This is a genomic window from Massilia sp. GCM10023247 (assembly GCF_042653325.1).
Classification (GTDB): domain Bacteria; phylum Pseudomonadota; class Gammaproteobacteria; order Burkholderiales; family Burkholderiaceae_D; genus Telluria.
This window is the reverse complement of record NZ_JBHSIB010000008.1, coordinates 1-14,273: the sequence shown is the minus strand read 5'-3', so window position 1 is coordinate 14,273 and position 14,273 is coordinate 1. Positions and strand designations below refer to the sequence as shown.

Here is a 14,273-nt window from a genome sequence, read left to right as displayed (position 1 = left end):
GCAAATCTAATTGTTCTGTCGGATCAACATTGGGCCGCCGTCCGCGGAGGCGACCTCATGCACCGGCGGGTCGAGCCCCAGCAGGCCGCCGAAAGCGGCGGACAGGGCGGCCGCGCTGGCGCTGGTGTAGCCGTCCAGGCGTGCCGCGCCGGCAGCCGTGGCCGGGCGGGCGATGGCGGCGCTTGCCAGCAGGCGCTCGAGCTGGCGCGCGACGGCTTCGCCGGTGTCGACCAGCGTCACCGGCTGCGCCGTGTGGGCGGCGATCACGCGTTCGATCGAGGCCTGCACCAGCGGGTAGTGGGTGCAGCCCAGCACCAAGGTGTCGGCGCCCTGGTCGAGCAGGGGCCAGATGAAGCGCCGCAGCAGGGCGTCGGTCGCTTCGGAGGCGAGTTGGCCGAATTCGATCTGGTCGGCCAGGCCGGCGCAGGGCTGGAGCAGGAAGCGCACGCCGGTGCCGGCGGCAATCTGGTCGCGCAGCAGCAGGAATTTGGGGCCAAGCAGGGTGCGCTCGGTGGCCAGCACGCCGACGATGCCGCTTCTCGTTGCGGCAGCCGCCGGTTTCAGGCCCGGCTCGACGCCGACGATCGGCATGCCGGGGTAGCGCGCGCGCAGCACGGCGATGGCCGCGACGGTGGCCGTGTTGCAGGCGACGACGATGGCTTTCGCACCCTGCGCCACGAGGAAGGCGCCGATCGCGAGCACGCGCTCGATGACGAGCTGCTCCGGCTTGCCGCCATACGGGGCGAAGCCGGAGTCGGCGAAGTAGATCAGGTGTTCGTGCGGGAGCTGCGCGCGGATGTGGCGCAGGACCGAGAGGCCGCCGACCCCGGAATCGAAGATGCCGATGGGGGAATCGGAATGCGGGGAAGGGGCGGTCATGGAGACGGGAAGGTGAGCCGGTCGGACGCGTGGACGGCATGGCCGCCCACGCTACGCGCTTAAGCTGCGTTGACCGGAATGCCCTTGAGCGATTCGATCTTCGCCGCCCACTCCTTCGGCCCGGTGTTGTGCACCGAAGTGCCCGTGGAGTCGACCGCCACCGTCACCGGCATGTCGGTCACGTCGAACTCGTAGATCGCTTCCATGCCCAGGTCTTCGAAGCCGACGACTTTCGCCGACTTGATCGCTTTCGAGACCAGGTAGGCCGAGCCGCCGACGGCCATCAGGTAGGCCGACTTGTGCTTCTGGATCGACTCGATCGCCATCGGGCCGCGTTCGGCCTTGCCGATCATCGAGATCAGGCCGGTCTTTTCCAGCATCATGTCGGTAAACTTGTCCATGCGGGTCGCGGTCGTCGGGCCGGCCGGGCCCACCACTTCGTCGCGCACCGGATCGACCGGGCCGACGTAATAGATGACGCGGTTGGTGAAGTCCACCGGCAGCGATTCGCCCTTGGCCAGCATGTCCTGGATGCGCTTGTGGGCGGCATCGCGGCCGGTCAGCATCTTGCCGTTCAGCAGCAGGGTCTGGCCCGGCTTCCAGGAAGCGACTTCTTCTTTTGTGAGCGTGTTGAGGTCGACGCGCTTCGATTTTTCGGTGTCCGGCATCCACTGCACGTCAGGCCAGGTCGACAGCGCAGGCGGTTCGATATAGGCCGGGCCCGAGCCGTCGAGCACGAAATGCGCGTGGCGCGTGGCGGCGCAGTTCGGGATCATCGCGACCGGCTTGGATGCGGCGTGGGTCGGGTACATGTTGATCTTCACGTCCAGCACCGTGGTCAGGCCGCCCAGGCCCTGGGCGCCGATGCCGAGCGCGTTGATCTTGTCGCACAGTTCGATCCGCAGCTCTTCGAGCTTGTTCTGCGGGCCGCGCTGTTTGAGTTCGTACATGTCGATGTCTTCCATCAGCGACTCTTTGGCCATCAGCATCGCCTTTTCCGCGGTGCCGCCGATGCCGATGCCGAGCATGCCCGGCGGGCACCAGCCGGCGCCCATCAGCGGCACGGTCTTCAGGACCCAGTCGACGAGGGAATCCGATGGATTGAGCATGACGAACTTGGTCTTGTTTTCCGAGCCGCCGCCCTTGGCCGCGATCTTGATGTCGACGGTGTTGCCCTCGACCAGTTCCATGTGGACCACGGCCGGGGTATTGTCCTTGGTGTTCTTGCGCTCGAAATGCGGGTCGGCCACGATCGAGGCGCGCAGCTTGTTGTCGGCGAAGTTGTACGCGCGGCGCACGCCTTCGTTGACGGCGTCGGTGACGGTGCCGCTGAAGCCTTCGAAGCGCACGCCCATGCCGACTTTCAGGAAGACGTTGACGATGCCGGTGTCCTGGCAGATCGGGCGCTTGCCTTCGGCGCACATGCGCGAGTTGGTCAGGATCTGGGCAATCGCGTCCTTCGCGGCCGGGCTCTGCTCGGCCTCGTAGGCACGCGCCAGGTGTTCGATGTAGTCGGCCGGGTGGTAGTAGCTGATGTACTGGAGGGCGGCGGCGACCGATTCGATCAGGTCTTCCTGTTTGATGACTGTCATGGTTGTTCTCGGATGGATGTTAGTGAGGCTTGGCCTGGTGGTGGGTCGAGGTCACGATGCGGTCGGTGTAGGCAATCGCCAGGGCCGACAGTAAAAATACACTATGGATAACGGTCTGCGCGATCAACACCTTGGCCTCGTAGGCGCCGGCGTTGATGAAGGTTTTCAGCAGGTGGATCGACGAGATGCCGACGATGGCCATGGCCAGTTTGGTTTTCAGTACCGAGGCGTTGACGTGCGACAGCCACTCGGGCTGGTCCGGGTGGCCCTGCAGGTTCATGCGCGACACGAAGGTTTCGTAGCCGCCGACGATCACCATGATCAGGAGGTTCGAGATCATCACCACGTCGATCAGGCCGAGCACGACCAGCATGATGGTGGTTTCGGTCAGCTTGTCGGGACGCACCGAACCGGGCACGGTCACGACGTCGAGGATATGGTCGAGCGAGGCGGCGTTGCCCACGGCGGCGCCGATCAGGTCTTTCAGTTCGACCCAGAAATGGAACACGTACACGCACTGCGCGAGGATCAGGCCGAGGTAGAGCGGCAGTTGCAGCCAGCGACTTGCGAAAATCAGGTTGCTGAGAGGAGTCAGCTTCGGTGTTTCGTTGTTTGGGATTTGTTGCGGCATCGGGTTCCAGGATTCAGACGAAATACAGCCCAGCATTTTACACCGCCGGCGCGCGCTTGCAGACGACCGCCTCGGTTTCGCCGCGGGTTGGTAAAATCGCACCTGAATAGGGACGGCGCGCTGTAAGCGCTCAGTAAGCGAGCGCGCCTATGGTGTCTGAGACAACTACTACGATGGAGACTAGCATGGCCGAGAACGAGACCAACCAGGAAAACCAGGGCTTGCAGGAGCACCGCGTGTTCCCGCCGCCGTCCGGGTTCGCGGCGAACGCCGCTATCTCCGGCATGGAAGCCTATGACAAGCTGTGCCTTGATGCCGCCAGCGACTACGAGGGCTTCTGGGCGCGCCTGGCCCGCGAGCACCTCGATTGGCAAAAGCCATTCACCAGCACGCTCGACGAATCGAACGCGCCGTTCTACAAATGGTTCGCCGACGGCCAGTTGAACGCCTCTTACAACTGCCTCGACCGCAACCTGATCAACGGTAACGCCGACAAGACGGCCATCATCTTCGAGGCCGACGACGGCAGCAGCACGAACGTGACCTACCGCGACCTGCACGCACGCGTCTGCAAGTTCGCCAACGGCCTGAAGTCGCGCGGCATCAAGAAGGGCGACCGCGTCATCATCTACATGTCGATGTCGGTCGAAGGCGTGGCCGCGATGCAGGCCTGCGCCCGCATCGGCGCCACCCACTCGGTCGTCTTCGGCGGTTTTTCCGCCAAGTCGCTGCAGGAACGCATCATCGACGCCGGCGCCGTCGCCATCATCACGGCCGACGAGCAGATGCGCGGCGGCAAGTCGTTGCCCTTGAAAGCCATCGTCGACGAAGCGCTGGCCATGGGCGGCTGCGACACGGTCAAGGATGTCATCGTCTATAAACGTACCGGCGGCAACATCGCCTTCACCGAAGGCCGCGACCTCTGGCTGCACGACCTGGTCAACAGCCAGAGCACCGATTGCGAGCCGGAATGGGTCGACGCCGAGCACCCGCTGTTCATCCTCTACACCTCGGGCTCGACCGGCACGCCGAAGGGCGTCCAGCACTCGACCGGCGGCTTCCTGCTGTGGGCCGCGCTGACGATGAAATGGACCTTCGACATCAAGCCGGACGACGTCTTCTGGTGCACCGCCGACATCGGCTGGGTCACCGGCCATAGCTACATCACCTACGGCCCGCTGGCCGTGGGCGCCACCGAAGTCGTGTTCGAGGGCGTCCCGACCTACCCGAACGCCGGCCGCTTCTGGGAAACCATCGCCAAGCACAAGGTGACGATCTTCTACACGGCGCCGACCGCCATCCGTTCCCTGATCAAGGCCTCGGATGTGGACGAGAAAGTGCATCCGAAGAACTACGACCTGTCTTCGCTGCGCCTGCTGGGATCGGTGGGCGAGCCGATCAATCCGGAAGCGTGGATGTGGTATTACAAGAACGTCGGCCAGGAACGCTGCCCGATCGTCGACACCTTCTGGCAGACCGAAACGGGCGGCCACATGATCACGCCGCTGCCGGGCGCGACCCCGATGGTGCCGGGCTCCTGCACGCTGCCGCTGCCGGGCATCATGGCGGCGATCGTCGACGAGGCGGGCGCCGACGTGCCGAACGGGCAGGGCGGCATCCTGGTCGTCAAGCGTCCATGGCCGTCGATGATCCGCACGATCTGGAACAACCCGGAGCGCTTCCGCACCAGCTACTTCCCGGAAGAACTGGGCGGCAAGTACTACCTGGCCGGCGACGGCGCCATCCGTAACAAGGACACGGGCTACTTCACCATCACCGGCCGCATCGACGACGTCCTCAACGTCTCGGGCCACCGCATGGGCACCATGGAAATCGAGTCGGCGCTGGTGGCCAATCCGATCGTCGCCGAAGCGGCGGTGGTCGGCAAGCCGGACGAGACCACCGGCGAGGCGATCTGCGCCTTCGTCGTGCTCAAGCAGGCGCGCCCGACCGGCGAGGAGGCGAAGAAGCTGGCGGCCGAGCTGCGCAACTGGGTCGGCAAGGAAATCGGTCCGATTGCCAAGCCGAAGGAAATCCGCTTCGGCGACAACCTGCCGAAAACCCGTTCCGGCAAGATCATGCGCCGCCTGCTGCGCGTGCTGGCCAAGGGCGAGACGATCACCCAGGATGTCTCGACGCTGGAAAACCCGGCCATCCTCGACCAGCTCAAGGAATCGGCATGATGCGGCCTTGACCGCATCGGCCTGACAGCGCCATGCAAGGCGGCCCGTGCATTGTGCGGGCCGCCTTTTTTCATGCCTCGCCAGTTGCTCAGGCAGCGCCGGCTGCGGCGGCGCATCCAATGTAAATCGGGCAAGACCTTGCTGTGATCTCGCTGCAGACGGGTTACACTGGCGCCCGTTGCCATTCCTTTCTTCACTCGTGCGCCGTGGTCCTTGCGTGCGAAACTACCTGTACCCCATGCCATCCCCGGATAACGCCGACGCCCCGCTACCGCTCCATGCCACACCGCAGGCCTTGCCCGTCGCCACCCTGGCGGGCGCGATCGACACCGTCGACGCCTGCGTGGCCATCCTGGCCGGCCCGGCACTGCGCTTCACCTTCGCCAACCGCGCCTGCCAGGAGTTGCGGCCCGGCTTGCCGATGCTGGGACGGCCGCTGCGCGAGGTCTTCCCGGCCGCGGCGCAAGGTGGGCTCGAAACGCAGCTGTTGCGGGTGTTGCAGACCGGCGCGCCCTTGAAGCTGAACCGCTTCGAATCGGTCAGCCAGGCGGGAGACCTGCGTTTCTGGGAAGGCGAGGTCGTGTCCGCCGCTGCCGACGGCGATGCGGAACCGGCGATCGTCGTCTTTGCCCGCAACGTCACCGCGACCGTGCGGGTGGAGCGGGCGCTGGCCGCCAGCGAGGAGGCCCTGCGCCGTTCGAACCGGAAACTGCGCGACACGATCGACAGCATCACCGACGGCCTGCTGGTGATCGACCGCGACTGGCGCTATACCGTCGTCAGCGACCGCGCGGCGCAGATACTGGGCATGCGCCCGGAAGAGCTGATCGGCGGGCGCGTCTGGGACCTGTTCCCCTACTCGGCCGGAACCAGGTTCTACGACAGCTATCACGAGGCGGTCAACACGGGCCAGCCGGTCCAGTTCGAGGAATATTATCCGGCTCCGCTCGACCTTTGGCTCGAATGCAATTGCTACCCGACGCCAGAAGGCTTGACCGTCTACTTCCGCGACGTGTCGGAACGCCATTACGCCGAACAGGCGCTGCGCGAAAGCACGGCGCTGCTGAGCGCAATCAGCGACAGCTCGCCCGACGTGATCTATGCGAAGGACGACCAGGGCCGGATGCGCTTCGTCAACCCGGCCGCCGTTGCCTTGATCGGCAAACCCGTCGACCAGATCCTTGGCCGCACGGACGCCGAGTTCCTGAACGATCCCGAGGTGGCACGCCAGGTGATGGACAACGACCGCCGCATCATCGACAGCGGCGCCGGCGAGGAACTCGAAGAGCTGGTGCCGACACCAGACGGCGAGCAGCGCATCTGGCTGTCGATGAAGATCGCGCTGTGCGACAAGGGCGGGCAGGTGGTCGGCCTGCTGGGCATTTCGCGCGACATCACCGACCGCAAACGCGCGGAGCAGCGGCTGCGCGACGAGAACCACCGCAAGGACGAGTTCCTGGCGATGCTGGCGCACGAACTGCGCAACCCGCTGGCGCCGATCGTCACCGGCGCGCGCCTGCTCGACATGTCGGCGCACGACGAAACCAAGGTGCGCCACGCCGCCCGCATCATCGCGCGCCAGGCCGCGCACATGACCGAGCTGGTCGACGACTTGCTGGACGTATCGCGTGTCACCCGCGGCATGATCGCGCTGGACAAGCACGACATCGACCTGCGCCTCGTCCTCTCGCACGCCGTCGAGCAGGCCCGGCCGCTGATCGATGCGCGCGGCCACCGGCTCGAGGCAGCATTCGGCGCCGAGCCGGTGTTCGTCCATGCCGACCGCACCCGGCTGATCCAGACCGTCTCCAACCTGCTCAACAATGCCGCCAAATACACGCCGCCCGGCGGACAGATCGTGCTGGCGCTGGGCGCGAGCGAACACAGCGTCGAGATCAGCGTCACCGATACCGGCATCGGCATCGCACCTGCCTTGCTGCCGAACATGTTTGACCTGTTCAGCCAGGGCGAACGCACGCCCGACCGCTCACAGGGCGGCCTGGGCCTGGGGCTGGCACTGGTAAAAAGCATCGTGGCCATGCACGGCGGCGAGGTGGCCGCGCGCAGCGAGGGCGCGGGGAAGGGAAGCTGTTTCGTGATGACCCTGCCGCGACGGGCGGCCAGGGGCGGTTGACGAGCCGCTCAGGAACCCGCGAGCGGGCTGCCGACGATGCCCACGGCCAGCTCGGCCCACACGAAGAGGAAGGCGCAACCGATCGCAGCGAGCGCGATGCAGCGGCTCTTGCGAGTACGGAATTTTTTCGTCCCCCACTCGCATAACAGCCCGGTGCTGCCCAGCAGGACGGCGGCGACCAGGAAATCGCCGGCGCTCCAGTTCACTTCCCCGGTGAACTGCATGGCAACCAAGGGAACGAGCAGGATGGCGGCGGTCACGAGCAGGACGCGCAGCATGGAGCGGGTGGCTGACTGCCCGGGCTGCGGGTCACCAGGGGTGATCGTCGCTTTCATCGTGATGTCCTTGTCGTCGTGAAGGTGGATGGGGGCGCTGCCGCGCGGCGCACGGTGGCGAGCCTGACAGGTGAAACATAACGCGCCTTGGCACAAATGGCAACAGGTATGCTGGCTGCGGCGCAGGGATCGGGTGCATACTCGTACCATGCGGGAGCATGACGGCCCGGCCGGAAAACGCGCGATCGACGAGGAAGCTTGCATGCTGGACGCGGGAAACGCACTCGAGCGGCATATGCGTGACATCTGGACCGCGCGGGGAGCGGTCCTGGTCACGGCAGCACTCAATGCCTTGCTGATCAATAAGCTGACCGTCTTCCCCTGGTGGCTCGCATCGGCTGTCGAGGTGGCGCTGCTGGCCCCGCTATCGGTCGCGACTGCCTGGACCCACGACCGGATGCGCCGTGCCACCGATGAGCATCATTGGCTGCGGATCGAGCGTGCCCGTCGTCTTGTCCGCCATGCTGCGATGTTCTTGACCGCCATCGTCACGCTGATTAACTTCCATTCGCTGCTGGTGGTGCTGCGGGCGCTTCTGGAGGGGGCAAAGCAAGCGACCGGACAAAGTCTGCTGGTCGACGCCTTGAACATCTGGTTTACGAACGTCGTGGTGTTTGCGCTATGGTTCTGGAACCTCGATAGCGGCGGCCCGGCTGTTCCTGGCTCGGCAAAAGAACCGGCTGCGGACTTCCTGTTTCCGCAGATGAGTGCCGACTGCCCGGGACACCATGGGTGGCGTCCCGGTTTCTTCGACTATCTGTTTGTGTCTTTCACCAACGCGACGGCGTTTTCGCCGACCGACACGATGCCGCTGACCGTACGCGTCAAGCTGCTCTTCATGGTTCAGTCGATTGCCTCGCTGCTGACTGTCGGGATGGTGGCGGCCCGTGCCGTCAATATATTGTCATAAAGCTCAATCCCGCCGGCGCGTAACAGGCGTTCCCGTGAATTGACTCCCTCTGAGCCATCTCAAACACCCCGGAAGCGTCAGCTCAGCGCGCGAGATGGGCGGCTAGAATCTCCTTGTTGTTAGTGCAGGTCGATCAAGCGGGCTGATGCCGTTCCCACGCCATGGGTTACTGATGGATGCCGAGCAACTCAAAGCAGCACTGCTGCACCAATACCATCGTTGGCGTTGGTGCGTCCCGAAAGCGATGTTGTACCACCCTGACCACTTCCTCGTGCGTCGGCTGCTGGCTGCCAGCCGGCATGTGCAGGAAGCCAGCGTCGAACGGCGCTTGCGCCGGATACTGCAGTCGGCGGTGACCCACGTACCGTATTACCGCGGCAAGGTGAAGCTCGGTGCCGGCGAGCTCGAGCACGCACCCGTGTCCGAGCTGATCGGGCAATTTCCGTATATCGACAAAATCGAGGTGATGGAAAGGCAGCATGCCTTTCTCGACGAACGCATCGATCGCAGGTTCCTGCTCTATGCCGCCAGCCATGGCTCGACCGGCACCGGCATCGGCGTCTGGCGCAACAAGCGCGAAACCGACATCGAAAAAGCCTTTTATGTCGGTGAATGGGGACGCTTCGGATTCGACTTCGACAAGTCGCGCTACCTGCGCATTGGCTACGATGCGACCCGGCCGCTCGAAGCTGCGCCGACCTGGCGCTTTGGCAACCGCTTGATGTTGTCTCCGGAACATGTCCGGCCTGACTGCTTGTCCATCATCCTGCGCGCCATCGAGCGCTTCAGGCCACAATTCATCCATGCCTATCCCAGCGCGGCCCTTGCCTTGGCGGAACTGCTCGCCCAGCGCGGCCATGGCCTCGGCCTCCCCTTGCGCGGCGTGCTGTTGGGGTCCGAGCCTGCGTCCGCTGCCCAGCTGGCCTTGATCGCGCGCGTGTTCGACGCGCCGGTGTCGATCAGCTATGGCCTGACCGAAAGGACGAACCTCGCGTTTGCCGTGCACGACGAGGCCGGGGCGAGTCCCTACCAGTTCCAGGCCCTGTACGGCTGGACAGAGAACCGCCTGAGTCATGGGTGCCATGAAATCGTCGGCACCTCGCTCTGGAATGAAGTCATGCCGCTGATCCGTTATTGCACCGGAGACTATGCCCTGATCGGCCCGGACGGACGTTGCGATGACATCGACGGACGGCTGCAGGAGTTCGTGCTGGACCGCCACGGCAACCGGCTGCCAGGCTTGACGATCGCACTCGACGCCTGCGCCTGGCATTTCATCAAGGCTTGCCAGCTGTACCAGCGGGAACGCGGCAAGGTGACCTTGCGCGTGGTGCCGCGCAACGGCACGCTGGGACCGGACCAGCGTGCCGCCTTGCTGGCCGGGCCGATCTGTTATTGGGGCCGCGACGTCGAGTTCGACTGTGTCGAGGTTCCGGACATCGCCGTTGGACCCGGCCGCAAGCGGTGCTTCGTGGTCAACGATATTCCGCTGGCGCCGACCTAGCGCGCTGCCGGCGTTTAATCGGCCCGGCCGCGGCCCGTGGATGCCGGCGTTTCCTTACACCCGCCTGTAGCGTCCACCCAGCAAGGCCGAGCGGGTGACCGGAGAGCGCAACTGCTCCAGCCACCACTGCAAGGCCCGGCCGTGGCCCGCCTTGCCGCTCTTGCGCCAGGCATAGCTGGACTGGACCTGCTGCTGCGCCCGTTCGACGCGCTTGACGACCAGCCGCCCCGTGTCGATCGACGGTCCGGCGATACAGATGGGGAGGAATCCGGCGCCCAGGCCGCGCAGCTGCGCATCGAGTTTCGCGGGCATGTCGGCCACCGTGAACACATCCTGTCCCGTCAACAGGCCGATCGAAATGCTCATGCCCTGCCGCACCGAGTCGGCAATCGCGACGGCCCGGTGCTGGCGGATCGTCTGGTCCGACAGGGGCTCCGGCAACTGCGCCAGCGGGTGGTGCGGCGCCACCGCGAACACGAAGTCGACCGTGCCAAGCGCTTCGCGCTGCAGGCCGGTCTTGGTGTTGTCGTCCATGACCACGCCCAGCGCCAGGTCGGCCTGCCCGGACACGAGGGTCTCGAGCGTGCCGGAGAGGGTTTCTGCGCGCAATTTCAATCGTGTGGGCGGGTTCAGCGCAAAAAAATGCGTACACAGCTCCATCACGGTGGCCTGGTCGACGATGCTGTCGATGGCGACGGTGAACTCCGGCTCCCATCCGGTTGCCATGCGCTTGACCCGGTTCGCCACCGCGTCGATCTCGGCCAGCAGGCCCGCGCCTTCGCGCAGCAGTTCCGCACCCGCTTCGGTCAACTGGGCCTGGCGCGAGCTGCGGTCGAACAGCAGCACGTCGAGCGCGTCCTCCATCTGGCGCACGCGATAGGTGAGGGCACTGGGCACCATATTGGTGGCGCGCGCCGCCGCAGCAAAACTGCCCGTATCGGCAATCACTTGCAGCATGGCGAGGGCGGAAGGAGTCAGGACGTCGCGCGGTGTAGGCATGGAGCAAATGAAAATTCAATCATTTTGAATGATGGCATGGCGCGTCCCCCGCGGCAAGACGCGCCCTGACGGCACAAGCCGGCCGCTGCGATAGCGGCCGGCTTGCGTAGGGGGCAGCTTATGCCTTGCGGCGGGCGTCCAGGCTCCAGGCACCGGCGCCGAATGCCGCCAGCATCAGCAGGCCGCCGACCACCGCGATATTTTTGAAGAACAGCAGCTCGGTCACCATTTGCTGGTCGGCCGGCGCGGCCCAGTAGGCGTGGAAGAAGACCGAGGCAGCCAGGGTGAACAGCGCCAGCACCAGGGCCGCGATCCGCGTGCGGAAGCCGGCGATCAGGGCCAGGCCGCCCGCGACCTCGACGACCACGGCGGCGATCGCCGCCAGCGAGGCCAGCGGCAGGCCGACCGAGGCGATGTACCCGACCGTGCCTTCGAAGCCCGCGATTTTACTGATGCCCGCCGGCAGGAACAGCGCCGCGAGCAGCAGGCGGCCGACCAGGGCCAGCGAATTGTCATATTGCTTGATCATGGGATTTCCTCAAAATTTGTCTCGTTAAACGATGCGTTTCAGGCCGCCAGGTCGAACACCAGGACTTCGGCATCGCGGCCGTCGCTCAGGGTGATCCTGTCTTCGCCGTCGAGCAGGACGGCGTCGCCGGCTTCGAGGGCCCGGCCATTGACGGCCAGCGCGCCGCGCACCAGGTGCACATAGGCCTTGCGGGCCGGGTCGATAGCCAGTTCAGCCCGTTCGTCGCCGTCGAACAGTCCCGAGTACAGGGAGGCATCGGCGTGGATCAGGACCGAATCGTGGCCGCCGTCGGGCGAGGCGATCAGGCGCAGGGCGCCGCGCTTCTCGGCAGGCGGAATCGCTTTCTGCTCGTAGCTCGGCGGGATGCCGCGCACGTTCGGCTCGATCCAGATCTGCAGGAAATGGGTGGTTTCGCCCTTGGCATGGTTGAACTCGCTGTGCATGACCCCGGTCCCCGCACTCATGCGCTGCACGTCGCCCGGCGGAATCGCCTTGACGTTGCCCATGCTGTCCTCGTGGGCGAGTTCGCCCGACAGGACATAACTGATGATTTCCATGTCGCGGTGGCCGTGCTTGCCGAACCCGGCCCCCGCCGTGATGCAGTCTTCGTTAATGACGCGCAGGTTGCCCCAACCCATGTGGGCCGGATCGTAATAGTTGGCGAACGAGAACGAGTGGTAGCTGTTGAGCCAGCCGTGGTCAGCGTGGCCGCGGTCTTGTGATTTGCGAATGGTAAGCATGGTGATCTCCTTGGTTGATGGAGTCATTATGCGACCGTGGGGCAGGGGGATTTGTCGTGGGGTTTCACGACATCATTCAAAATATTTGAATGATCGCGTCGCTAGCGGCTGGCCTAGCGTGCGCACTCGAATCGGGAACGTTGGAACGCGGTTGTAGGGTGGGCTCCGCCCACGCGCTACGGCCCCTGATCATTGCATTGCGTGTATCTCAGTGACCCTCGCGCAGCGCCGACTGGAGCAACAGGTTGACACGCCCCTTGCGCATGGCAGGATTGTGCTTGAACTGCCGAGAATTGTTGCTATAATAGGCGGCTTCGCGAGAGCGAAGCATGCAGGAGAGATGGATGAGTGGTTTAAGTCGCACGCCTGGAAAGCGTGTGTAGGTTCATAGCCTACCGGGGGTTCGAATCCCCCTCTCTCCGCCAAGATTGCTTTAAACCCTTGTTCCATAAGGAAAACCCAGTAAAATAACGGGGTTTTCCGACTCGGGTTCTACACAAAGCTTCTACACAAAGACTGGCGGCAGTTCCCGACCTGACTGGTTTCTGACCACATGAAACCGGGAATTCAGAACTCATGCCCATGCTTCCTACCGGCCTCGTCCGCGACAAAAAATCTGGCGTCTACTACCTGCGCCGTCGTATCCCAACCGAAATCTTGAGCCAGTACCCTGGCAAGAAAGAGGTTACGTTTTCCTTAAAAACCAAAGATTCCCGGACTGCCGTAGAGCGGCTGCGGCGTGAAGATGCCAAGCTGTACGCCGAGTGGGATAAGGCGCGCGAGCGTCTCGCGCGAGCCGCTGCGCGTTGGAAATTACGCGAAGTTCAGCGTATCGATGTGCTTACACCAGAGGTAATTGACACTATCTGTACGCACTTCGAGGCTGGCAGTCTTACCGTGGATGAGCAACGTCGCAAGGCGGGAGCTTATACCGTCGAAGACATCGAGCAATACAAAGCCAGCTATGCCGAAGCCAATCTTGAGTTAAAGATGGGCGTAGCCATTGGAGACGTGGACCGGATTCGCCCGGCGCTGGAACAGTTCCTGACTTTGTATGGATATGACGTTAATGTGCCGGAGGCGGACATGCAACGGCTGACGTTGGCCTTTGCGCGTACTGCAATCCGCACGAACGAAAAACTTCTGAATCGCTATGAAGGCAAAGACGAGCCAACGCCGAACGCGGTCGGCACTCGCCTGACGCCAATGCTGTCCGAAGTCACGCAGGCTTACATCGCATATTACGAAAAACTCCAAAAGCCGGCGATGTTAAAGAAGGTAAAGACGGTAATGCCGGCGCTGCTTCAGGTGGTGGGCAACAAGCCTATTGGTTCGCTGACGCAAACAGACATTCTTGAATTTTTCGACACGGTGCACTGTCTACCACCACGTTGGAGTGATGTCTGCCGTCAGCAAGGTATCACTCTGCGCGAGGTGGCTGAACGTCAGATAGGGGAAATGAGTAAGGCCACATTCGACGGCACATATATGGCCGCTATGGCGCCGTTCCTGAAATACTGCCGCGGCAGATGGCAAGACAAAGGCTGGCCGATGACGGTCACGGTTGAAGGTATTCAGTACCTGGGCAGCCGTCGCGACCCCGAATTCGGACAACGACATTTCAAGCCGGACGAATTGAAGCGACTCTTCCAAGGCTCGGAGATGGCCGCGCTGGCCAAGAGCCAGACCGAGGCTTACAAGTTCTGGCTGCCGCACGTTGGCCTGTTCTCGGGCGCTCGCGTGAATGAGCTGTGTCAAGTGAATCCTGAATCGCCACGAGTTTTCTAGACACTCGCGAGCCGCTGGAAATACTGCTTTTCATATTCGGCCGGCGACA

Annotated in this window: 12 protein-coding genes and 1 tRNA gene; 6 read left to right on the top strand and 7 right to left on the bottom strand. The window is 63.8% G+C overall.

Annotated features, from left to right (window positions below; translation table 11 throughout):
- Window positions 1–6: 6 nt before the first annotated feature.
- Genes murI through ACFPAH_RS07575 form a run of 3 tightly spaced genes read right to left on the bottom strand, consistent with a single transcriptional unit; the run spans window position 7 to window position 3,102 of the window.
- Window positions 7–879, bottom strand: coding sequence for a glutamate racemase (gene murI / locus ACFPAH_RS07585; protein ID WP_379743081.1), 873 nt, complete (start codon window positions 877–879; stop codon window positions 7–9).
- A 59-nt stretch (window positions 880–938) separates the two neighbouring features.
- Entirely contained in the window at window positions 939–2,471 is a 1,533-nt protein-coding gene (locus ACFPAH_RS07580; RefSeq protein WP_379743079.1) for a fumarate hydratase, read from the bottom strand.
- Between the two features lie 19 nt (window positions 2,472–2,490).
- The gene (locus tag ACFPAH_RS07575; RefSeq protein WP_379743077.1) at window positions 2,491–3,102 is read right to left on the bottom strand and encodes a TIGR00645 family protein; all 612 of its coding nucleotides are present in this window, start codon (window positions 3,100–3,102) and stop codon (window positions 2,491–2,493) included.
- A gap of 185 nt (window positions 3,103–3,287) precedes the next feature.
- On the opposite strand from ACFPAH_RS07575, the gene acs reads away from it, so the two are divergent.
- Both acs and ACFPAH_RS07565 read left to right on the top strand, forming a co-directional pair.
- Window positions 3,288–5,285: an acetate--CoA ligase gene (gene acs, locus ACFPAH_RS07570; RefSeq protein WP_379743075.1), complete on the top strand. Its 1,998-nt coding sequence runs from the start codon at window positions 3,288–3,290 to the stop codon at window positions 5,283–5,285.
- A gap of 238 nt (window positions 5,286–5,523) precedes the next feature.
- On the top strand, window positions 5,524–7,419 hold the full coding sequence (locus ACFPAH_RS07565) for a PAS domain-containing protein (RefSeq protein ID WP_379743072.1): 1,896 nt from the start codon (window positions 5,524–5,526) through the stop codon (window positions 7,417–7,419).
- An 8-nt stretch (window positions 7,420–7,427) separates the two neighbouring features.
- On the opposite strand, the gene ACFPAH_RS07560 is transcribed toward ACFPAH_RS07565, so the two are convergent.
- Window positions 7,428–7,754, bottom strand: a complete 327-nt coding sequence (locus ACFPAH_RS07560; RefSeq protein WP_379743069.1) for a hypothetical protein — start codon at window positions 7,752–7,754, stop codon at window positions 7,428–7,430.
- A gap of 148 nt (window positions 7,755–7,902) precedes the next feature.
- Between ACFPAH_RS07560 and ACFPAH_RS07555 the strand changes: the two genes are divergently transcribed.
- The gene (locus ACFPAH_RS07555) at window positions 7,903–8,664 is read left to right on the top strand and encodes a hypothetical protein (protein WP_379743066.1); all 762 of its coding nucleotides are present in this window, start codon (window positions 7,903–7,905) and stop codon (window positions 8,662–8,664) included.
- A gap of 172 nt (window positions 8,665–8,836) precedes the next feature.
- Window positions 8,837–10,168, top strand: coding sequence for an AMP-binding protein (locus ACFPAH_RS07550; RefSeq protein WP_379743063.1), 1,332 nt, complete (start codon window positions 8,837–8,839; stop codon window positions 10,166–10,168).
- A gap of 54 nt (window positions 10,169–10,222) precedes the next feature.
- Here ACFPAH_RS07550 and ACFPAH_RS07545 read toward each other — a convergent pair whose 3' ends face one another.
- The 3 genes from ACFPAH_RS07545 to ACFPAH_RS07535 form a co-directional block, all read right to left on the bottom strand.
- Complete coding sequence (locus tag ACFPAH_RS07545; RefSeq protein ID WP_379743060.1) at window positions 10,223–11,167, bottom strand: LysR family transcriptional regulator; 945 nt, start codon at window positions 11,165–11,167, stop codon at window positions 10,223–10,225.
- Window positions 11,168–11,285: 118 nt separating this feature from the next.
- Window positions 11,286–11,696: a DoxX family protein gene (locus ACFPAH_RS07540; RefSeq protein WP_379743057.1), complete on the bottom strand. Its 411-nt coding sequence runs from the start codon at window positions 11,694–11,696 to the stop codon at window positions 11,286–11,288.
- Window positions 11,697–11,734: 38 nt separating this feature from the next.
- Window positions 11,735–12,436, bottom strand: coding sequence for a pirin family protein (locus tag ACFPAH_RS07535; RefSeq protein ID WP_379743054.1), 702 nt, complete (start codon window positions 12,434–12,436; stop codon window positions 11,735–11,737).
- A 334-nt stretch (window positions 12,437–12,770) separates the two neighbouring features.
- Here ACFPAH_RS07535 and ACFPAH_RS07530 point away from each other — a divergent pair.
- Together ACFPAH_RS07530 and ACFPAH_RS07525 are read left to right on the top strand one after the other, a co-directional pair.
- A tRNA-Ser gene (locus ACFPAH_RS07530) sits at window positions 12,771–12,861 on the top strand.
- Between the two features lie 151 nt (window positions 12,862–13,012).
- The gene (locus ACFPAH_RS07525) at window positions 13,013–14,224 is read left to right on the top strand and encodes a DUF6538 domain-containing protein (RefSeq protein ID WP_379743051.1); all 1,212 of its coding nucleotides are present in this window, start codon (window positions 13,013–13,015) and stop codon (window positions 14,222–14,224) included.
- The last annotated feature ends 49 nt before the right edge of the window (window positions 14,225–14,273 follow it).